The sequence below is a fragment of the Undibacterium sp. Di26W genome (assembly GCF_049340265.1).
Classification (GTDB): domain Bacteria; phylum Pseudomonadota; class Gammaproteobacteria; order Burkholderiales; family Burkholderiaceae_D; genus Undibacterium.
Window position 1 is genome coordinate 1 of record NZ_JBMPOR010000035.1, and the last position, 19,086, is coordinate 19,086.

Genomic DNA, 19,086 nt, shown 5'->3' on the forward strand with positions numbered 1-19,086 from the left:
TCAAAACACCCGCTATGAATTTATTGGCAAGAGTATCTTGACAGCACAGCGGGCAGGTATCGCCAAGGTAGGCTTCGTGATCGAACCGCCTTCACGGGACTAAGCGCAATTTGATAAAGACCTGAGATATCTCAACACAGAGTCACAGAGAGAGGCAAAGAGAAATTCTGAAGAAGACTGGGAAGATAAAAGCGAATACTGTTAAGTAACTTGGCTCTTGTCTCTTGTTTTTCTTCTGCGACTCTGTGTCTCTGTGGTAAAGATGTTAGGTCTTGATTTTGATTTTTTATTCAGATTCCGAATCATTCGTGATGTGAATAAGTGATTCGTAAAGGAAGCATTATGGGTATGCAATTAGGTTCCGGCGGTGCTTCAGCTGATCCGGAAGTAATGATAGAAATGAACATGACGCCATTGATTGACGTCATGCTGGTATTGATCATTATGTTGATTATTACCATTCCTATTCAGAACCACGCGATCAATCTGAACATGCCAACAGGCCCATCACCACCACCACCTGTCGAACCAATAGTCGTTAATATTGATGTCGACTTTGACGGTACGGTGTTGTGGGATGGTGTGGCAGTCAATCCGGGTGAGCTGGATGCCAAACTGCAGGCAGCCGCATCTGCCGCAGTGCAGCCAGAAGTACATTTGCGTCCAGTAGCTGTGGTACCGTACAAATCGGTGGCCGCAGTGATGGCGGCAGCGCAGCGTAAGGGTGTGACCAAGATCGGTATGGTCGGGAATGAGCAGTTCCTGAAGTAAACAAGTTGGTGCATCAATGCAAAAATGCAGGGAAACCTGCCTTTTTGCATTGATGCATTTTTTTTATTCAAGTCACTACATCACTGCCGCTGGCTGCCTTCTTCATGCAACACCAAGGCCGGGGGCGGCATCATCAGCGCAGTGGTGCGTGCATTGAGCATCAAGCTAAGCAACAAGCATCAAGCCAGATTTACTACTTTTCCATGAAGGCAAAATACAGGTCGCGCGCACGGGTGGCTATATCACCTACTGGCAACTGGCGGCCTTCATAACGGGTACAGGGTGTGACTTTTGCAAAATTACCGGTATTGAAAATCTCTTTAGCTTGCAACAGTTCTTCTGGTTTTACTGTGCGTTCTGACACTTGCTTGCCATCCTCTTTCAACAGGCCGATGACACGGGCGCGGGTAATCCCGGACAAGAAACTGCCATTGGCTACGGGTGTGACGATTTCATTGTCTGCGGTCACAAAAAAGATATTCGCCGTCGCAAATTCCGCCACATTGCCATGCACATCACAAACCACGGCATTGTCATAAGCACGGTCTTTGGCTTCGCGCAAAGCCTTGGTGGAATTTGGATATAAGCAAGATGCCTTGGCATCTGTCGGTGCCATGGAAGGATCGGGGCGACGCAGGCTGGACAGGCAGGCAGAGAAGCCTGAAAAAGCCGGCATGGCCGCGTCAAACAGCGTCAGCGCAAAGCCCGAGGTCGTTGGCTCGGGGATCAGCAAACCATCAGTACCAAACACCAGCGGACGGATATACAGTTCTGCATCCGCCGGAAACAGGGCAATGCCCTCACGGCACAGGGCTTCCAGTTCATCCACATTGTAAGGGCATTGCAAACCCAGTCTTTGTGCCGATTGTATGACCCTTTGCAGATGCAGACGCAAATCCGGCGTCAGGCCACGGATGGAACGTGCACCATCAAATACCGAAGAACCCAGCCAGACAGCATGATCCATTGCGCCAAACAAAGGTGTATTACCTTCGCTCCATTGACCCTTGAAATAAGTGCGGTACATAGTATTCCTCAACGATAGAAATGGATGACATTTGATTCTACAGCATGCCTGCCTATGCGCACTTATGCCTGACTGGCGGAGGCATTGGTGCTATCAACAGCATCAATAGTGGCGCCGGCATTCACGCTGCGGCCACTGCTTCTGATCACGACATATTGCTTGCGAAACTCAAGACCGCGTTGCGGCCATTTTTCTGCATAGTGCTGCAGATGTTCTGTTGCTGCTAAAAAATCCTCGCCGTTCACCCGGCAGTCAGCGGCCAGCTTGCCTTCATTATCGCGTGAAGCAAACAGGCGTACGCCTAAAAATTGATCGCTCTGTAACAGATCATGAAAAGCCGGCATGCTTTCCGTGAACAGGCAACAAGGGCAAAACGGATGCTCTTCCTTGCGCTTGGGTGCAGGCAAGCTAGCAAGATGCGCCACCGGCCCCAGTATGACTTGCCGGTACACGGCCTTGCCTGCTGCCACATCTGTCTCACTGGCCACATTCATTTCAATGACGGTACAGTCTTTGGGAAATTCACGCGTGGCGTCCAGCAAAGCCAGCAAATCCATTCTGGCCCAGGTACGAAAACCTTCGCTCATGGCCAGCACTTCGCTCGCTCCCATTGCATGCTGATATTCACTGAGGCCTTGCGGAAAATAAACCGCATGGCTGACATGAATACGGGTACAGGTCCTGAACTTGTCTTCGGCCAATGCCACTGCTTCCACCCGTTCGGCAGCCAGCACCAGGCCATCAGCCAGGTCATCAGCCAGGCCATCTGCCAGACGAAGGTAATTGCCTTGCCAGGTGGCCTTGATATCTTCTGCAGCCAATATCTCAAACAGCATCTGCATCAGCAGCGGGTCTGCTTCAATCGATGGTGCAACAATGGTCTGTTGCGAAACAGCCTGGGCAGGATGCAACTTGCCTTTGACAGCATTGAAAGCTTTGGTGAATGAATGAGTAAGGGACATGGGCAGGAAGGAAAAACAAAGATGAGGACAATCAGCCTGCATTGTAACAAGAACATAACGCGCACGAGCAAATCATAATGGGGCTGTCATGCCTTGATCATGGAAATCAGTTCCCTTGCATGGGCTGGCAATTCATCATACTGGCGTACACAAATCAGCAGTTGCCGCACCGCCCATACATCGTTGAGTTGCAGTTGACTGATCTTCATTATTTTCTCGTACCGCGTCGCCGCCGTTTCCGGGATGATGGCAATACCGGCACCACTTTCCACCATGCGGCAGATACCGTCAAAACTGCGCAGACGCAGCCGGTAATGCAGGCGCTGCCCCAGCCTGGCAGCATGATCATTCAGATATTGTTGAAGTGCACTGTCACCAGCCAGGCCGACAAAATCATAGGCCAGGCTATCGGCAAATGAAACCCGGCCAGCAGCATCTGCCAGTTCTGCCAAAGGGTGTTCCTGCGCTGTGACCAGCACCAGTTGATCATGGCGAAAAGGAAAAGTCTGCAAGCCCGCACAACTGACGGTATTGGCCACGATGCCGATATCTGCCTGGCCTTCCATCAGGGCCTGCACGATGTCATTGCTCAATCGTTCTTCCACTTCTATATTCACATGCGGATGGGCATGCATATAGGCAGCCAAAGCCTGCGGCAAAAACTCGGTCAGGGCCGAGGTATTACACAGCAGGCGTATATGGCCTTTCAGCCCCTGTGCATAGTCACCCAGGTCACCGCGCATTCTTTCCATTTGCTGCATCAACAAACGCGCATGATGCAATAGCGTGCGACCGGCATCGGTCAATTCTATGCCGCGCCGGTTGCGTGTCAGCAGCGGTACACCCAATTGTTCTTCCATGCCGCGCAAACGGGCACTGGCCGATGCCAGTGCCAGATGGCTGCGACCAGCGCCAGACGTGATGCTGCCCGCTTCCACCACATGCAAAAACAACTGCAAATCAACCAGATCAAAGCGCATGGCCTAGCCCCTCCTATTCTCATTCACTTTAGTCTCAGTATTTAGCCTAAGTGTTTAGCCTAAGTATAATCCGAAGGCTCACTGAGTGTATTCCACATTTTCAGCGCTTGCTGGCAGTGGCAAACTGTGTGAATGGAAAACTTTTTTACTCTCTCCGGCGACTACCAGCAATTCCTGGTGGTCTGCCTGGTCTTTATACTGGCTGGCATGGTCAAGGGGATAGTGGGCCTGGGCTTGCCAACGGTTGCCATAGGTTTGCTGAGTTTGTCCATGCCCACCATGGAGGCCGCCGCTTTATTGATCATGCCTTCGCTTTTGACGAATTGCTGGCAACTTGCCGCCGGCCCTGATCTGCGCCAGCTATTGCATCGGCTACGCCCCATGCTGCTGGGTATCTGCGCAGGTACATTCTTGTCTGCGCTGCTGCTGACGCGTAGTAATCCTTACTGGTCGGGTATCGGCCTGGGTCTGGCATTGATTACCTATGCAGGCATGGGTCTGGCGTCTTTTCAATGGACAATGCCAGTCCGGCTGGAAACCAGAATGGCGTCTGTCGCTGGCACACTGACAGGCATGGTCACCGCTACCACCGGCGTATTTGTCATGCCATCCGTCCCTTTTCTGCAAACCCTGAACTTGGACAAAGACAGCCTGATACAAGCCATGGGTTTGACGTTTACCGTTTCCACGCTAGCCCTTGCCGTCAATCTGGCATGGGCCGGGCAATTGCACTGGAGCGTGGCGGGCACTTCTCTTTTTGCGTTGCTGCCTGCCATTGTCGGCATGCAGATGGGGCAAATGCTGCGTGACAAGATGCCCGCCGCAATCTTCAAGCGCTGTTTTTTTGCAGGCTTGCTGATGCTGGGACTACACTACCTATGGGGAGCAAAGGGATGATCAATACCAAACCCTGTGGCAATCTGGCCGATACCCTGAAGATCTGCAAGCAATGCAGTGGCAACGATCAGTGCAGTATTCAGTTCAATGCATTCTGGGACAGCCAGCATGTAGGTGCGCTCGATTGCAGCGTCAGTGGCAAGCACATCCACATCCATGTCCTGTATGTGAAACCGGCATTTCGCGAACTGGGGATTGCTAAAGCCTTGCTCAATTTCCTGCAAGCTGACCTGCCCGGGATGGAAGTGAGTTGCGCACAAGCGGTCAAACCTGCCAGCCATCACTGAGCAGCTATCTGGTAGCGCTTTATGTCAATACAAACAGACCCATACCAATGAGTCTGTTTGCGCCAGCGCCAATCTGGCTGACGCCGACCGGGTGTCTTTCAGTTTCAATTATTTGCTGACCAAATTACATTCTATTAGGACTTACGCAAAATTGTCCCAGCAAGGCGTAGTGACGAAGACAGTACGAATAGTACGACGAGGAGCTGCAACGCAGCTGGGGCGGTTTTGCGTAAGTCCTATCTATTCTCTATTGTGCAACTTTACTTTTGCAGTAACTGCTGTTCAAAAAAATGGGTGATTTTCTGGTCAACTTCAGCCATCTGGCTACGATCAAATCCTGGCGGATCATTCAGCATATCACCCAGCAATCCCGTCAATCCCGGAGGCAAGGGTGACAATAATGCACCATGGCCAGCGGCAGGCAACTCAGCCAGTCGCACGCAGCTTTTGCAAGCCTGCAGGACCAGGTCGCTGTGGAAGCGCGGTATCAGCCAACGGTCTTGTCCGGCTGTGATCAGGGCCACAGGCATGGCCGGATGCTCCAGTGAAGACATGTCGAAATCAGCCGCTGTAGGCACACCAGCAACCACTGCGGCCACCCGTGGGTCATGATGTTCACGCGGTGTTGCATCGCTGAAGCGGTGACGTATCACCAGCGTGGCAGCCCACTTCTTGATGCCATCCAGCATGCCACCTGTCAAACGGGTGATCAGGCCGACACAGGCTTGAAAATCTTCCTCCAGACTGGCTTCGCAATGCTGCCTGAAACCGTCTGGTGACCAGCGCCCGCCAGCCATACTGAGGGCGGTATGCCCACCTGCAGACATGCCGTAAATACCGACTTTATCCAGCGTCAGCAAGCTGGCAAAACGTGCATCGCGCCCTACTGCATCAATGGTGCGTGACATTTCTGCCGGTCTCAGGGTCCAGCTATCCGGCCCGGGATTGCTGTCATCCATAAAATTATCCGCATGATGCTGGGGCATGGCGACCACAAAACCGGCTTCAACCAAGGCGCGCGCCAGATTCACATGTACCCACGGGCCACCGCCCGAACCATGTGAAATGACAATCAGGCGACCGTTACCCCGTACTGGCTCGGCCCGTTCTGCCAGATTCAGCACAAAGCGACCACGTCTTAGCTGTTGTTCGACAGCCTGGGTGGGATAAAACAGGGTGATGGTGCCATCACTGGTCGTTGCCGGTATCTCCCCCAAACCGACACCAGCCTGCGCCCTGCCCGTACATAAAAACAAGACCGGGATCAATACAGAAAATAAGTAAGGCCGCCAGTTGCGTCCAATCGCAAAAATAAGTGTGGTGGGCATAGTCGGGCTCCAGTTCATGTGAAAGCCACAAGCGGCTGCTCGTGGTGAAGCTGACTATGGGTTTGAAACGCGATGATGTCTTGCCATAGACTGCAAATTACAGAATACGGCTAGCCGATTTCAGGAATCGGCTATATTTTCTTTGCGAAACTCGGTGGGCGTAAGCCCTGTCGCTGCCTTGAATGCCCGGTTAAATGGCCCTATGGACTGAAAACCCGCTTCCAGCGCAATGCTTAACACCGGTAAATCCTGCAGCGCCGGATCTTTCAGGGCGGTGCATGCCTCAGTTAAGCGAAATTCATTGATGTAGGCATTGAAGTTGCGATAACCCAAACGCTGGTTTATCAGACGGCGCACGCGGTATTCAGGTAATTGCAGACGCGCCGCCAGGCTGGCCAGGTTGATATCTTCGCTGCGATACAGTCGCTCTTCCTGCATCAGGCTTTGTAGCGCTGCGACTAAACGATCTTCAACTGGATCATGCTCAACGGGTTTTGGTGCGGGGGATAGCGGCGCATCAACTGGCAGCGTATCGACCTGCCCTGAAGCGGGCAAAGCCTGGTGAGACGGTGCGGGGAATAAATCCAGATGCCCCAATTTCAACATTTTGACCGTCACCGTGGCGATTATCAGCAATAAAATCAGTACATCAGCGGTGGCTGTCGGTCCCAATAAACGCCCATGGGGTGAACCCAGCCGCGCCGCCAACAGGGCGACTGTGTAGGCGATACCGGTAATCACAATGAAGGCACGCAGGCGGCGACGTTGTTCGACCAGATCAGTACGCCATTGGCGGGCGGCAGCCAGGGCCGACAGCGCGGCAAACAGCAGGGGGATACCACGCTGGGCTCCCATGAATAGCGGTGTCAGTATGGATGCACTGCCCGCGACCACGACACAATTCAAGCCACTGAGTGCGGCCACGGCCAGCCAAAGCGTCGCATGCAAGGGACGCAGTACAAAGTCATCGTCAAACAGGGCTTGTACAAATACCCAGAACAACACGGCATTCGCTACTGAAACTGCCACCAGAGGTGCCTGCCATAAGCGCGGCACCATCGCTTCAAACAAAGGGGTAGCCGCCACTACCTGTACCGCCAGCCCAAGGCAAAGGGCAATACCGGTGCGCACCACGGTCAGGCGTGGACGATCGCGCCAGAGGATGGCAGACAATAGCAGCAACAGGGCAATCAGGGTGCCACGCAGTCCAGCATCCAGCAGCACCAGGGGTTCAGTCAGCAGCATAGTAGAAAGTCACTTAGGGCTTACGCAAAATTGTCCCAACAAGGCGCAGCGGCGAAGACAGTACGAAGAGTACGGCAAGTAGCTGCAACGCCGTTGGGGCGGTTTTGAGTAAGTCCTATCGCTATTAAAGGTGATCACGATAGCAGCAAGCCGTTAATTTGCGCAAGCGCCTGAACTGTCAGCTATCCAGATGGGAAATCAGCAAATTGCTGAAACGCGATAATTCCTTGCGCTTGACGGCATCTCCCCCGGCATCGGGCACCGGTGCATCGATAGACAAACCGACGGCCAGAATATCGATCAGCAGCAATTGCAGTATGCGTGAAATCATGGACAGGAAAGTGGCATTGTCTTCCATATGATTGACGGCCAGGCAAACTGTCGCTTTTTTTGCCAGCGGCGACTGATTCGGTGTAATGGCGATGACATCGGCGCCGGCATGCAGGGCCGCATCCACCGCCTTCAGCAGTTCTGGTAACTTGCCGGAATTGGATACGACAATTACCACATCACCAGGGTTCAGCAATTCTGCCGCCATGGAAAACAAATGGGCGTCACCGTACGAAGCGGTAGGGATACGGAAGCGGAAAAATTTATGCTGGCCATCCAGGGCCACCGCACGTGAATTACCCATGGCATAAAATTCGACCTTGCTGGCCTTGCGCAGCAGTGCAATCGCCTGATCCAGCGAGTGTACATCCAGCTGATCGCGGAAATTCAAAATCGCCGACACGGTATTGTCAATCACCTTGGCACTCAGGTCATGCGTGCTATCGCTCATGCGTACCTGGCTGTGCCTTACCGGTATGGTGCCAGTCAGGCTGCTGGCGAATTTCAGTTTGAAATCGGCCAGCCCCAGAAAACCCAGGGAACGGCAAAAACGAATCACGGTAGGCTGGCTGACATCAGCCAGGCGGGCAATTTCGGCAATCGCTTCATTCAGCACGGTGCGTGGATTTTCCAGCACCAGGCTGGCAACCCTTCTTTCGGCTGGTGTCAGTTCAGACTGCAATTGCTGTATGCGATCCATCAGTGAACTATCGCCACTGCGGCCACGCAAGTGCTCCGACAAAATCGCCGATACGCCGTAGAAAGCCGGGTTCTGTGTCGTGATCACAAAGGTGGGGATTTGTGCCAGGTAGCTGGAAAAACGCCCCTTTGCTTCAAAACGGCTGCGAAAAGGAGAAGTCACAAAACGCTCTCCCATCAGCGGCACAATGCCACCACCGATATAAATCCCGCCAAAAGCACCCAGGGTCACCGCCAGATTAGCGCTGAAACTGCCCAGCATGCCGCAAAAACATTCCAGTGTTTCCAGGCACAATGCATCACCATCCGTCAGTGCACCACGCATGATGTCTTGCGCTGGCAAGGCCTTAACGGTTTTTTTATTGCGATCGGCAAGGGCGCGATAAATCAGTTCCAGACCGGGGCCGGAAATCAGGCGTTCGGCAGAGACATGCGACCATTCTTTCCAGGCGAATTGCAGGATGGCATATTCACGCTCATCCGTCGGTGCAAAATTGACGTGACCGCCTTCACTGCCCAGTGTCACAAAACCGTCGGAAGTAGGAATCAGGCCAGACACGCCCAGACCGGTGCCCGGCCCCAGCACGCCAATCACAGATTTGGCGACGGGGGCGCCACCACCAACCTGCATCAAATCCTTGGCCTGCAAACCCGGCAAAGACATTGCCAGCGCAGTAAAATCATTCACGATGAGCAGGGTGTACAAACCAAATTCGCGACGCACATCTTCAATCGAAAAAACCCAGTCACGGTTGGTCATCCTGACCTGGTCACCATCGATGGGGTTGGCCAGCGCAAAGGCCGCATGGTGCACCTTACTGGCCGGCACCGATGACAGGTAAGCACGCAACAGGGTAATGATGTCCGGGTATTCGTCACACTTCAAGACCTTGACGGATTCAAACACTCCCGGTGAAGACTCAAGCGTAAAACGTGCATGGGTAGCACCAATATCAGCCAATAAGCGCGGGCCACCGGAAAACCCGGTGACGCTGCCATGTTCTACAAGTGCGTGCTTTGTCTTCATGCTGCCTTAATGTATATCACGTTGTACCATGCCGGGAACAAATCCCATCGTCTGCTTATTCTCTGCTGTGCCTGTCTGCACCAATCACGCAATTTATCACAATCGCCAGCCGGATCAGGGCAAATCAGTCGACCAATACCGCATTCCCGACAGCATGGAGACGACGCCCTCTCGGACATAACATCAGCAACATCATTCAATGCCACCATTGCACGCTCAGGTGACGGACAGTATTTTTGCCAGTACGCATCCATGCTCAGTATCGGTACTGGCTTGCTGCGAAGATGATGGCATCGACAGGGATTTTTCGGTGCGGAATGTATCCAGTATGTTGCGCGCCCCGGCTGCGGTATGGTGGCCAAAGCGGCTGGCAAGTTTTTCTGCTGCTGATGGTTTCATAGGCCAGCAGATCGCTTTTCTTGTTGTCGAGATCCAGTTGCTGTGTCGCCCGATCAGGGCGCAAGAACAAAAGAGCTTGAATAGCGTCCGGCAGCTTTATTCCGCACCAAGCTGCTGACGCCGCCAGATGGCAGCATATACGCGCAAAAACGCAAATGGCAATAAAAACCAGAAGCAGGCATTCGCAATCACACTTGCCTGTGTGAAACTGAAGTGGTAATGATTGTCATTGCCATCCACATATACCGCTACGAAAGGCAAGCCGGCAAACCAGCCCGGGCCCAGGCTATTCGGATAGGGAAACAACATCCAGAACGTAGCCAGGCTGGAGAGTAATCCCAGCAAGACCCCCGCGCCCACCGTGGAAAAAACCAGCTTCTTCCAGTTCTTTGGCGTCACGCCAGATTTGGCAAAGCGCCAGATACCGACAAGCCCCCAGACACTGGCCAGCATCAACAAAGTGGCAGCAATAACAATAAAGATCAACATGACATGCCTGGAAAGATGAACAGTAATACTGTCAACATACCTGAAGGCCGGGCTGACTGCAATGGCTCCGCTTATCAAAACCCGGTTCAAAGTCTGGTCTGATCTTCTTTGCATTTCCGTCTAAATAAGCCTGTGGCAAACATTCAATTTACGCGCTGGGCAGCCATAGCTATCAGATTCTCCATGGGTGCTATGTTATATTCGACAGGGATACTCACCAAAAAACACGCCAAGGGTAAGAAGAATGAAACAAAACCGCATGCAACACGTATTCACCAGCCTGTTTTGCAGCGGCCTGCTGCTGGTTTCTGCCACGGCACTTGCCGAAGAAAAAGCAGCGGTTAAAAATCTGATCGCCATCAAGGCGGGTCGGCTGATTGATGTTGAAAACGCCAAGGTCTTGCGCGACCAGTTGATCGTGATTGAAGGCGAGCGCATTGCCAGCATCACCCCGATAGCAACCACAGCCATACCGGCCAATGCCACAGTGATTGATTTATCGAATGCTACGGTCTTGCCCGGCCTGATTGATGCGCATACCCATCTGACCAGCAATCCACATCAACATGGGTATAGTTCGCTGGGCACTTCCAACGTGCGGGCCGCATTGTATGGTGTCAGGGCTGCGCGTGATACCCTGAATGCAGGTTTTACAACGGTACGCGATGTCGGTTCTGAAGGTTTTGCTGATGTTGCCTTGCGCGATGCCATCAATGATGGTGATTTTCCCGGTCCGCGGGTGTTGGCATCCGGTTACGCCCTGGGTATCAAGGGTGGGCATTGCGACAATAATTTGCTGCCACCAGAATACAATGACGTCGGCAAAGGCGTCGCTGACGGCCCGTGGGCAGCCCGCAGCAAGGTCAGGGAAATGGCCAAATATGGGGCTGACCAGATCAAGATTTGTGCCACCGGCGGGGTCTTGTCCAAGGGTGACGCTGCCGGTGCCCAGCAATACACGCTGGAAGAAATGCAGGCCATCGTGCAGGAAGCCCACAAGCTGGGACGCAAGGTGGCCGCTCATGCGCATGGTGCCAGCGGCATCAATGATGCCATTCGCGCTGGGGTAGATTCGGTCGAACACAGCAGCCTGATCGATGCCGAAGGCATCAAGCTGGCGAAACAGCATGGTACCTGGCTGGTGATGGATATATATAATGACGACTATATTCTGGGCGAAGGTGAGAAGGCCGGCTTCTTGCCGGAATCGCTGGAAAAAGAAAAGGAAATCGGCCAAAAGCAGCGTGACAACTTCCGCGCTGCCCTGCAAGGCGGTGCGCGCATGGCCTTTGGGTCTGATGCCGGGGTCTACCCGCACGGTGACAATGCGAAACAGTTTTATTACATGGTCAAGTACGGTATGACACCGATGCAGGCAATACAGGCGGCCACTATTAATGCCGCTGACCTGCTGGGGCAAAAAGAAAAAATTGGCAGTATCAAAGCCGGTAAATTTGCGGATCTGATCGCGGTAGAAGCAGACCCGCTGGCTGATGTCACCGTCCTGACCAAAGTATCTTTCGTCATGAAAAACGGCAGCATCTATAAAACAACCGCACAATAAGAATTCAAACAATTCAAACAATTCAAACATCTGAGGGTATCGCGCCCTCAACCACCTCGGAAAGCAGCAATGAGTCACAAATTAAGCATAGATGAATACGACGCTCTGGAGCAATTAAGCAAGTTACCGCGCCAGAGCAAACCCGGTGCCTGCATCAGCCGCAATGCCAAGCGCCTGTGCGGTATCAAGCTCATGGCTTACCGCAAGGACGGCACACTGGAGCTGACTGAAACCGGTCGGCAAACCCTGTTTATCAAGCAATGCATAGATGGCCTGCGTGCCATCGCCAATGACCCCGACACGACGCTGCCAGGCCCGGTTGCCACCTTCCTTGGCAAGAAGGCGCATGTGGAAGTTGATGCAAGCAGCGGCAAACTACTGATCACACAGCGCGGCCGTGAATGCCTGGCGGATATTGATGCGCAGATGCAAGCCAGCAAATAAACGCATTGCTATCCATCCGCATCGATAAAGATCAATAAAGATCAATAAGCTGCGCCTTCAAATAAACATGAAGGCGGGATAAAATCATACAAAAGCTCTTTTGACTACTCTGCCTGCTTGCTTACAAGCAGGCACTTTTATAAGTAAGGACAAATAATGACTATCGACTTCAAAGGCCGCGTTGCCATCGTGACTGGTGCAGGTGGCGGCCTTGGACGTGAACATGCGCTGGCACTGGCGGCACGCGGTGCCAAAGTGGTCGTCAATGACCTGGGTGGTGCCCGTGACGGGTCTGGCGGTTCGTCTGGCGCTGCGCAGGCGGTAGTAGAAGAAATCCGTGCAGCGGGTGGTGAGGCCATCGCCAATGGCGCATCGGTAACCGACTTTGATGCCGTACAAGCCATGGTGGCAGATACCATGACGCAATGGGGCCGTGTCGATATCCTGGTCAATAATGCCGGCATCCTGCGCGACAAGAGTTTCGCCAAAATGGATATAGCCGATTTCAAACTGGTGCTGGACGTGCATCTGATGGGTGCCGTGCATTGCTGCAAGGCGGTCTGGCCCATCATGACAGAGCAAAAATACGGCCGCATCGTGATGACGACCTCGTCTTCCGGCCTGTACGGGAATTTCGGCCAGTCGAATTACGGTGCTGCCAAACTGGCGCTGGTCGGCCTGATGCAAACTCTGGCGCTGGAAGGGGCCAAGTACGACATCCGCGTCAACAGCCTGGCACCGACTGCAGCTACCCGCATGACAGAAAGCCTGTTTCCGGAAGAAATCCTGAAAGCCCTGCAACCGTCCGATGTGGTACCGGCGATGCTGGTGCTGGCGTCCGAACAGGCCCCCACTCGCGCCATTCTGTGTGCCGGTGCTGGCAGTTTTGAAGCCGCGCATATCACCATGACCCAGGGCGTATGGGTGGGCCGGGGCGACGATGCCGCCGAACAACTGGCAGCACGCCTGAACGAAGTCAGGCAACGCGACGCTGAAACCGTGCCAGAAAGCGGCGCGGCACAGGGGCACCTGGAACTGAGCAAGGCCATGAGCCAGCTCAAAGCCTGAGCCGAAACCGGGTATCAGCCGTCATGGCGCACCCGGTTACAATTTAGGGACAGGCCAGAGTATCCGCGAATTCAGCAATCCTGTGCCTGTCGGGCATGGCTGTTCAAAGATACTCCCCCATTTTCTTATGAAAATAGAAAAAAATATAGCTCCTGAGCCAAGCACTTGCTGACGCTGCCCGCAGTCTGTGCCAAACTAACGGCATGACACTCACAGAATTAAAATACATCGTTGCGGTAGCCCGGCAAAAGCATTTTGGCCATGCGGCTGAAGCCTGCTTTGTTGCACAACCAACGCTGTCCGTCGCCATCAAGAAACTCGAAGATGAGTTGGGCGTCACCATTTTTGAACGCGGGGGCACTGAAGTCTCTACCACGCCCCTGGGCGCACAGATTGTTGCCCAGGCCGAACGCGTACTGGAGCAAACTGCTGCCATCAAGGAAATTGCCAAGCAAAACAAAGACCCGCTGGCTGGTCCTTTCCGTCTTGGCGTCATCTATACCATCGGCCCCTACCTGCTGCCCACGCTGGTCAAAACCATGATACAGCAGGTGCCGCAGATGCCATTGGTGCTGCAGGAAAACTTTACCGTCAAGCTGATGGAATTACTGCGCCAGGGGGAACTGGATGCCGCCATCGTCGCCTTGCCCATACCCGACCATGGTATGACGGTGCAAGCCCTGTATGATGAACCGTTCGTAGTCGCCATGCCAAAAGACCACGCCTGGGCAGAACGTAGTGAAGTATCCGCAGAAGAACTCAAGTCGGAAACCATGCTCTTGCTGGGTAATGGCCACTGCTTCCGCGACCAGGTGCTGGAAGTCTGTCCTGAAATGTCACGTTTTTCGACGACCGGGGATGGCATCGCCAGAACCTTTGAAGGATCTTCGCTGGAAACCATACGTCATATGGTGGCTTCCGGCATCGGTATTACGGTATTACCGATGGCATCGGTGCCTGACATAGGCACGCGCGATGGCATGCTGCGCTACCTGCCGTTTACGGCCCCGGCACCTGACCGTCGCGTGGTGATTGCCTGGCGCAAGAGTTTTACCCGCCAGGCTGCGATTGAAGCCATACGCCAGGCTGTACTGGCTTGCGACTTACCCGGCGTCACCATGCTGGATGAAGCCCCCAGCACGCAATAATCCTGTTACCCCTTGTTGTTGATGTTGATGATGGATGCTATCGCTACCGAGCGCCTGCAATTGCGCGTGCTTTTGCCACAACAGGCCGCATTGCTGCAGCAGTATCTGCTGAATAACCGTGAGCACCTTGCCCCCTGGGAGCCGGCTCGCGACGCCGCCTATTTTTCGCTGGAAAAGTGCGAAGAACGCCTGTTATCCAACGCACGTTTAATGGAAGCCGGCCTGGCCATGCATTTTGCCGTATGTCTGGACCAGGAAATGATAGGTATCTGCAATTTCAGCAATATTGTGCGCGGTTCCTTCCAGGCCTGTCACCTTGGCTATGCCATCGCCGAAAAACAGCAAGGACAAGGATATATGTTTGAAGCCGTGCAAGCGGGACTACAGCATATGTTCGGTGCACATAATCTGCACCGTGTCATGGCCAACTATGTGCCGGAAAACCAGCGCAGCGCAACCCTGCTCACTCGCCTGGGTTTTGAAAAAGAAGGCTATGCCAGGTCCTACCTGAAAATCAACGGCGTCTGGCGTGACCACGAATTGACCGCCCTGATCAACCCCGCAGAACAAACCTGAGCTTCCCGCGCAGGCATCCATTCCGGCTGCGCATTGGCATTTTGTTCATCATTTTCATGCGATACGTATATACTGCGGTCTTTTGCGAAACCAGATGAACATTGTGTGGTCTACCCAGACGTCACGTCGTCATCGTCTTTCTACAGAAAGCAGTATTCATGTCATCAATACGCTCACTGCTACCTTCACTGCTACCATCCTTCTTACGCTTGTCGCTGACCCACATCACCGTGCTGCTCGCCCTGACTAGCGGTCTTTTTCCTCTTTACAGTCAAGCCCAGGCAATTGCTGAACCACCGACAACGGTCAGTACCAGCCCGGTTATCAGTCCGCTTACCAGTCCGATTATCAGCCCGCGCCCCAAGGTGGCACTGGTATTGTCTGGTGGTGGTGCACGCGGCTTTGCCCATATCGGGGTCTTGCGCGCGCTGCGCAAACTGCGGGTGCCGGTGGATATGGTAGTGGGTACCAGCATCGGTGCCGTAGTCGGTGGTGCTTATGCCGCCGGCCGGTCTGCCGATGAACTTGAACAGATCGTGCGGGACACCAACTGGGACAGTGTGCTGGCCGACCGCCCAGCCCGCTACGACCTCGATTACCGACGCAAGGAAGAAGACATACTCCTGCCTTCCCGCATAGAATTTGCCGTGACCAAATCCGGCATCTTCCTGCCACCGGCAGCCGCCGGTAATGCCGCGCTGGAAAACGCCCTTACCCGCCTGATGCCGGAAGGCATGCGCGACCAGCCGGTTGATCAACTGACGCTGCCTTTCCGCTCTGTCGCTTCTGACTTGCTGACCGGGGACATGGTAGAACTGAATGACACTCCCTTGCTGATCACCATGCGTGCTTCGCTGGCCTTACCAGGTGTATTTGCACCGGTACGTATCAAACAGAAACTGGTGGTGGATGGGGGGCTGGTCAGCAATCTGCCGGTAGAACTGGCGCGTTCCATGGGTGCCGATATTGTCATTGCGGTCAACGTTGGTACGCCACTGGCAAAAGAAAATGAATTGAACAGCGCCATCGAGGTCACCAAACAAATGCTGCAAATCCTGACTGAACAGAATGTACAACGTTCAATCAAGGAATTGCGGAATAGCGATATTTTGATTGCGCCAGAATTATCCGGCATCAGTTTTCTCGATTTTGGTGAATATGTAAAATCCATCAAGGCCGGTGAAATCGCCACCCACAAAATGGCAGATAAACTGGCGGCCCTGCGCGTCACGGATGAACAGTACGCCAGCTTTGAGTATCAACGCTCCACCGGCACGCTGACCGCCAAACCCAGCACTGACAAACTGCCACTGGCCAAGGTGGAAGTGGAAGGCCCGCGCTACATCAATCCCAAGGCGCTGATCGCGCAAACCGGCCTGCAGGAAGGTCAGGTGCTGACGCCAGAACAGATACGGCAGGCATCGGCGCGATTATATGGACGCGGCGATATCGATAATGTGGAAACCGTCATCACCGATACAGAGGGCAAGCGCAATGTGTTGATACGGCCTACGGAATCCAACTCCAGCCGCAACCGTCTGCGCGTCGGCCTGGAGCTGACCAGCGATTTTGCCGATGAAAACCGCTTTGCGCTCAGCCTCATGCATATCGCTTCATCACTCAATAGCTACGGTGCCGAACTGCGCAGCGTCGCGCGCATAGGCAGCGAACGTCAGTTAGGCATGCAATTCTGGCAGCCCATTGCGTCTGGCTCCCCCTGGTTCCTGGCTCCTTCCATCGAATACAATGGCAAAAGCCTGGACTTGTATAACGATGGTCGCAAGGTCGCGCGCGTCGGTGTGCGTGCCACCCAGGCGACCCTGACCTTTGGCCGTCTGCTGGACAACTGGGGCAAGATAGAGGCAGGTATCACGCGTGGTTTTGGTAAAGTCGATTTGCTGCTGCCAGCCAATGCCAACCAGGACAGTGCGCGCTATTTTGATACGACGCAATTTGCCCGCTTCCAGCTCGACACACTGGATTCACTGGCTTACCCAAGTCGTGGAAATCGTATCGCCGCGACCTGGGAACGGGCACCATCCAAAGGACCGGCCGAACCTTCCCAGGCCCAGTCAGAAATCGATGTGCTGACCGCCTTCCGCTTTGGCGAATGGGCCGGCCACGTGTATGGAGAATGGGGTAAGTCGCAACGCGGTAGTGCACCGAATCCGCTCGGTGGATTCTTGCGCCTGTCCGGCACGGCAAATAATTCCCTGACCGGCAATGCCACCGCATTTAGCCGGATACTGCTGGCGCGCAAGATAGGCTCACTCCCCAGCACGGTGGGCGGTGCCATACGGCTGGGCTTTTCTGCAGAATTGGGCAATGCCTATGGCGACACGCAGCCGCTACGCTTCAATACCCTGAAGCAGGCTGCCAGCGCCCACATATCGATTGATACCCGTTTTGGCCCGCTGTTTTTTGCTGCTGGGGCAACCCGGGGCAACGGCTCTTCGCTTTATCTTTTCCTTGGGCCGATCTGGTGAGTCAGTCCTTTGACAGCGGGCGCTGCTTCCGGGCGGCGCAGCGCAGTGAAGGCTGAAAACTCCCAGGAGCGGAAACCCACCAGCAAGGTGAAGCCATCACGCTCTTCCGGCTTCAGGCGACGGTCATCCTGGTGCAGCCTGGCCAGTTCAGCCGCCAGTTGCTGGATTTTTTGCACCAGTTCCTGCGCGCTGTGTGACGAGACCCTGGCCGGTACAAACAGCAGGGTTTCGCCAGGCCCATCAAAACTGCCGGCGAAATAATCGCTGACCACCACATCACGAAAATACTGCTGTATCGGACCATCGGGACGCCAGTGAAATGCGGGTGACACATTCAGGCGGTAGCGGTTGTGCGGACGCAGTTCTATCAACTCCAGCTTGTCGAGCGCGATCATTTGCAATACGCATTCAGATTCGGACATGTGATAGGTCTCGATAATCTGTTCCAGCGTCCAGTGTCCCAGGCAGCAAATTGCCACCAGCAAGAGTTTGGGATCAGCCATCAGCGATTGTTCCTGCTCCAGGCTGAGTGTGTCGGATTGCGGAGTGACATCTGCGGCCTGGCGCAATATATCTTCCATGGCGATGCCGGCAGCCTTGCAAATTTCTGCCAGGCGCGAAAGGCTCATGTCCTTTTGTCCGAACATGCGTTTCATGCTGGATTCGCTCATGCCTATGCGTTCTGCCAGCATTTTGTATGTCACGCCTGCTGCCCGCAACTCTGAACGCAAGACTTTCAAGACCAATTCGGGTGAACTCATGAAGGCTTCCTGACAAAAAGTTAAATTTTGCAAATGGTACCGTATTTCAATACCAAAAATAGTAAAAAACAATGCTTTTGGTAATTTTCTGGTACGTATTTTTAATTATTGCGACACTTCGACTGGCAGTGACAGTGTGAAGTTCAACCCGTCGTGAAACTGTTCAGGGATTCCCAAAAAGATTCCGCCGCCATATCGCTGTCGCGCAAACATCGTGTAGTGCAGCGCAGTTCGATAATGCAGTCCCGTTTTCAGCGCAATGTCAACTCTTATGCAGAGGAACAAATATGGACAGGGAAGTAGTAAGCGAAATAAAACCGACAGTCAAAACCATCAATATGGAAACAGCAGGCAGATACTTCATCAGCGTCTGCCTGACCGTGACGATATTTGGGCTCGGCTATTTTTGTGGCACCCGGGCAGAAAAAGAAACCCGCTTCGATACCCGCTTTAATAACCGCTTTAATATAGGCGCCCCAGCCCCCAGTACGACAGCCAACACCAGCCGCGCCAGCGTACCTGCACAGTCACTGCGCCAGCAAGTCATGCCACGCAAGGCAGGACTGCTGGTATGACGAAACCGTTCAGCTTGTTTGAG

Annotated in this window: 19 protein-coding genes and 1 pseudogene; 11 read left to right on the forward strand and 9 right to left on the reverse strand. The window is 53.8% G+C overall.

Annotated elements, in window-relative coordinates; all coding sequences use genetic code 11:
- Both ACO0LM_RS26915 and ACO0LM_RS26920 read left to right on the forward strand, forming a co-directional pair.
- Window positions 1-103: pseudogene (locus tag ACO0LM_RS26915) on the forward strand (biopolymer transporter ExbD); the annotation flags it as partial.
- A gap of 239 nt (window positions 104-342) precedes the next feature.
- Entirely contained in the window at window positions 343-771 is a 429-nt protein-coding gene (locus ACO0LM_RS26920) for an ExbD/TolR family protein (protein WP_423041743.1), read from the forward strand.
- A 193-nt stretch (window positions 772-964) separates the two neighbouring features.
- On the opposite strand, the gene ACO0LM_RS26925 is transcribed toward ACO0LM_RS26920, so the two are convergent.
- The 3 genes from ACO0LM_RS26925 to ACO0LM_RS26935 all read right to left on the reverse strand — a co-directional run bounded on the left by ACO0LM_RS26925 (window position 965) and on the right by ACO0LM_RS26935 (window position 3,740).
- Window positions 965-1,798: a branched-chain amino acid aminotransferase gene (locus ACO0LM_RS26925; protein WP_423041745.1), complete on the reverse strand. Its 834-nt coding sequence runs from the start codon at window positions 1,796-1,798 to the stop codon at window positions 965-967.
- Window positions 1,799-1,860: 62 nt separating this feature from the next.
- On the reverse strand, window positions 1,861-2,760 hold the full coding sequence (locus ACO0LM_RS26930; RefSeq protein WP_423041747.1) for a DUF6348 family protein: 900 nt from the start codon (window positions 2,758-2,760) through the stop codon (window positions 1,861-1,863).
- A gap of 86 nt (window positions 2,761-2,846) precedes the next feature.
- Window positions 2,847-3,740: a LysR substrate-binding domain-containing protein gene (locus ACO0LM_RS26935; protein WP_423041749.1), complete on the reverse strand. Its 894-nt coding sequence runs from the start codon at window positions 3,738-3,740 to the stop codon at window positions 2,847-2,849.
- Window positions 3,741-3,872: 132 nt separating this feature from the next.
- Here ACO0LM_RS26935 and ACO0LM_RS26940 point away from each other — a divergent pair, with 132 nt between their 5' ends.
- Together ACO0LM_RS26940 and ACO0LM_RS26945 are read left to right on the forward strand one after the other, a co-directional pair.
- Window positions 3,873-4,637, forward strand: coding sequence for a sulfite exporter TauE/SafE family protein (locus tag ACO0LM_RS26940; RefSeq protein WP_423041751.1), 765 nt, complete (start codon window positions 3,873-3,875; stop codon window positions 4,635-4,637).
- Window positions 4,634-4,924, forward strand: coding sequence for a GNAT family N-acetyltransferase (locus tag ACO0LM_RS26945; RefSeq protein WP_423041753.1), 291 nt, complete (start codon window positions 4,634-4,636; stop codon window positions 4,922-4,924). Before ACO0LM_RS26940 ends, ACO0LM_RS26945 begins: the two co-directional genes overlap by 4 nt.
- 260 nt (window positions 4,925-5,184) lie before the next feature.
- Here the strand turns inward: ACO0LM_RS26945 and ACO0LM_RS26950 are convergent, their stop codons facing one another.
- The 5 genes from ACO0LM_RS26950 to ACO0LM_RS26970 form a co-directional block, all read right to left on the reverse strand.
- Window positions 5,185-6,252: an alpha/beta hydrolase family protein gene (locus ACO0LM_RS26950; protein ID WP_423041755.1), complete on the reverse strand. Its 1,068-nt coding sequence runs from the start codon at window positions 6,250-6,252 to the stop codon at window positions 5,185-5,187.
- A gap of 120 nt (window positions 6,253-6,372) precedes the next feature.
- Window positions 6,373-7,497, reverse strand: a complete 1,125-nt coding sequence (locus ACO0LM_RS26955; protein WP_423041757.1) for a helix-turn-helix domain-containing protein — start codon at window positions 7,495-7,497, stop codon at window positions 6,373-6,375.
- A gap of 178 nt (window positions 7,498-7,675) precedes the next feature.
- On the reverse strand, window positions 7,676-9,553 hold the full coding sequence (locus tag ACO0LM_RS26960) for a glucokinase (RefSeq protein ID WP_423041759.1): 1,878 nt from the start codon (window positions 9,551-9,553) through the stop codon (window positions 7,676-7,678).
- Window positions 9,554-9,769: 216 nt separating this feature from the next.
- The gene (locus tag ACO0LM_RS26965) at window positions 9,770-9,952 is read right to left on the reverse strand and encodes a hypothetical protein (RefSeq protein WP_423041761.1); all 183 of its coding nucleotides are present in this window, start codon (window positions 9,950-9,952) and stop codon (window positions 9,770-9,772) included.
- Between the two features lie 96 nt (window positions 9,953-10,048).
- Window positions 10,049-10,441 (reverse strand): hypothetical protein, encoded by a 393-nt coding sequence (locus tag ACO0LM_RS26970; protein ID WP_423041763.1) that lies wholly within the window; start codon window positions 10,439-10,441, stop codon window positions 10,049-10,051.
- A 244-nt stretch (window positions 10,442-10,685) separates the two neighbouring features.
- Here ACO0LM_RS26970 and ACO0LM_RS26975 point away from each other — a divergent pair, with 244 nt between their 5' ends.
- The 6 genes from ACO0LM_RS26975 (at window position 10,686) to ACO0LM_RS27000 (ending at window position 17,727) form a co-directional block, all read left to right on the forward strand.
- Window positions 10,686-12,005, forward strand: coding sequence for an amidohydrolase family protein (locus ACO0LM_RS26975; RefSeq protein ID WP_423041765.1), 1,320 nt, complete (start codon window positions 10,686-10,688; stop codon window positions 12,003-12,005).
- A gap of 69 nt (window positions 12,006-12,074) precedes the next feature.
- Complete coding sequence (locus tag ACO0LM_RS26980) at window positions 12,075-12,449, forward strand: hypothetical protein (RefSeq protein WP_422987756.1); 375 nt, start codon at window positions 12,075-12,077, stop codon at window positions 12,447-12,449.
- 156 nt (window positions 12,450-12,605) lie between these two features.
- On the forward strand, window positions 12,606-13,517 hold the full coding sequence (locus ACO0LM_RS26985; RefSeq protein ID WP_423041767.1) for an SDR family oxidoreductase: 912 nt from the start codon (window positions 12,606-12,608) through the stop codon (window positions 13,515-13,517).
- Between the two features lie 203 nt (window positions 13,518-13,720).
- Window positions 13,721-14,665: a hydrogen peroxide-inducible genes activator gene (locus ACO0LM_RS26990; protein ID WP_423041769.1), complete on the forward strand. Its 945-nt coding sequence runs from the start codon at window positions 13,721-13,723 to the stop codon at window positions 14,663-14,665.
- Window positions 14,666-14,692: 27 nt separating this feature from the next.
- Window positions 14,693-15,241 (forward strand): ribosomal protein S5-alanine N-acetyltransferase, encoded by a 549-nt coding sequence (rimJ, locus tag ACO0LM_RS26995; protein WP_423041771.1) that lies wholly within the window; start codon window positions 14,693-14,695, stop codon window positions 15,239-15,241.
- A 158-nt stretch (window positions 15,242-15,399) separates the two neighbouring features.
- Window positions 15,400-17,727 carry a patatin-like phospholipase family protein gene (locus ACO0LM_RS27000; RefSeq protein WP_423041773.1) on the forward strand — a complete coding sequence of 776 codons (2,328 nt, stop codon included), beginning with the start codon at window positions 15,400-15,402 and terminating at the stop codon, window positions 17,725-17,727.
- Here ACO0LM_RS27000 and ACO0LM_RS27005 read toward each other — a convergent pair.
- The gene (locus tag ACO0LM_RS27005; protein ID WP_422987752.1) at window positions 17,700-18,488 is read right to left on the reverse strand and encodes a helix-turn-helix domain-containing protein; all 789 of its coding nucleotides are present in this window, start codon (window positions 18,486-18,488) and stop codon (window positions 17,700-17,702) included. The genes ACO0LM_RS27000 and ACO0LM_RS27005 overlap by 28 nt on opposite strands.
- 287 nt (window positions 18,489-18,775) lie before the next feature.
- Between ACO0LM_RS27005 and ACO0LM_RS27010 the strand changes: the two genes are divergently transcribed.
- Window positions 18,776-19,063, forward strand: a complete 288-nt coding sequence (locus tag ACO0LM_RS27010) for a hypothetical protein (RefSeq protein ID WP_423041775.1) — start codon at window positions 18,776-18,778, stop codon at window positions 19,061-19,063.
- Window positions 19,064-19,086 lie beyond the last annotated feature (23 nt).

Excerpts from the sequence above, each read along its gene's own strand:
- ACO0LM_RS26990 (WP_423041769.1), top strand. The coding sequence starts at position 13,721 with ATGACACTCACAGAATTAAAATACATCGTTGCGGTAGCCCGGCAAAAG.
- ACO0LM_RS26945 (WP_423041753.1), top strand. The coding sequence starts at position 4,634 with ATGATCAATACCAAACCCTGTGGCAATCTGGCCGATACCCTGAAGATC.
- ACO0LM_RS26985 (WP_423041767.1), top strand. The coding sequence starts at position 12,606 with ATGACTATCGACTTCAAAGGCCGCGTTGCCATCGTGACTGGTGCAGGT.
- ACO0LM_RS27005 (WP_422987752.1), bottom strand. The coding sequence starts at position 18,488 with ATGAGTTCACCCGAATTGGTCTTGAAAGTCTTGCGTTCAGAGTTGCGG.
- ACO0LM_RS26980 (WP_422987756.1), top strand. The coding sequence starts at position 12,075 with ATGAGTCACAAATTAAGCATAGATGAATACGACGCTCTGGAGCAATTA.
- ACO0LM_RS26930 (WP_423041747.1), bottom strand. The coding sequence starts at position 2,760 with ATGTCCCTTACTCATTCATTCACCAAAGCTTTCAATGCTGTCAAAGGC.
- rimJ (WP_423041771.1), top strand. The coding sequence starts at position 14,693 with ATGATGGATGCTATCGCTACCGAGCGCCTGCAATTGCGCGTGCTTTTG.
- ACO0LM_RS27000 (WP_423041773.1), top strand. The coding sequence starts at position 15,400 with ATGTCATCAATACGCTCACTGCTACCTTCACTGCTACCATCCTTCTTA.
- ACO0LM_RS26960 (WP_423041759.1), bottom strand. The coding sequence starts at position 9,553 with ATGAAGACAAAGCACGCACTTGTAGAACATGGCAGCGTCACCGGGTTT.
- ACO0LM_RS26965 (WP_423041761.1), bottom strand. The coding sequence starts at position 9,952 with ATGAAACCATCAGCAGCAGAAAAACTTGCCAGCCGCTTTGGCCACCAT.
- ACO0LM_RS26955 (WP_423041757.1), bottom strand. The coding sequence starts at position 7,497 with ATGCTGCTGACTGAACCCCTGGTGCTGCTGGATGCTGGACTGCGTGGC.
- ACO0LM_RS26970 (WP_423041763.1), bottom strand. The coding sequence starts at position 10,441 with ATGTTGATCTTTATTGTTATTGCTGCCACTTTGTTGATGCTGGCCAGT.
- ACO0LM_RS26925 (WP_423041745.1), bottom strand. The coding sequence starts at position 1,798 with ATGTACCGCACTTATTTCAAGGGTCAATGGAGCGAAGGTAATACACCT.
- ACO0LM_RS26975 (WP_423041765.1), top strand. The coding sequence starts at position 10,686 with ATGAAACAAAACCGCATGCAACACGTATTCACCAGCCTGTTTTGCAGC.
- ACO0LM_RS26950 (WP_423041755.1), bottom strand. The coding sequence starts at position 6,252 with ATGCCCACCACACTTATTTTTGCGATTGGACGCAACTGGCGGCCTTAC.
- ACO0LM_RS26920 (WP_423041743.1), top strand. The coding sequence starts at position 343 with ATGGGTATGCAATTAGGTTCCGGCGGTGCTTCAGCTGATCCGGAAGTA.
- ACO0LM_RS26940 (WP_423041751.1), top strand. The coding sequence starts at position 3,873 with ATGGAAAACTTTTTTACTCTCTCCGGCGACTACCAGCAATTCCTGGTG.
- ACO0LM_RS26935 (WP_423041749.1), bottom strand. The coding sequence starts at position 3,740 with ATGCGCTTTGATCTGGTTGATTTGCAGTTGTTTTTGCATGTGGTGGAA.
- ACO0LM_RS27010 (WP_423041775.1), top strand. The coding sequence starts at position 18,776 with ATGGACAGGGAAGTAGTAAGCGAAATAAAACCGACAGTCAAAACCATC.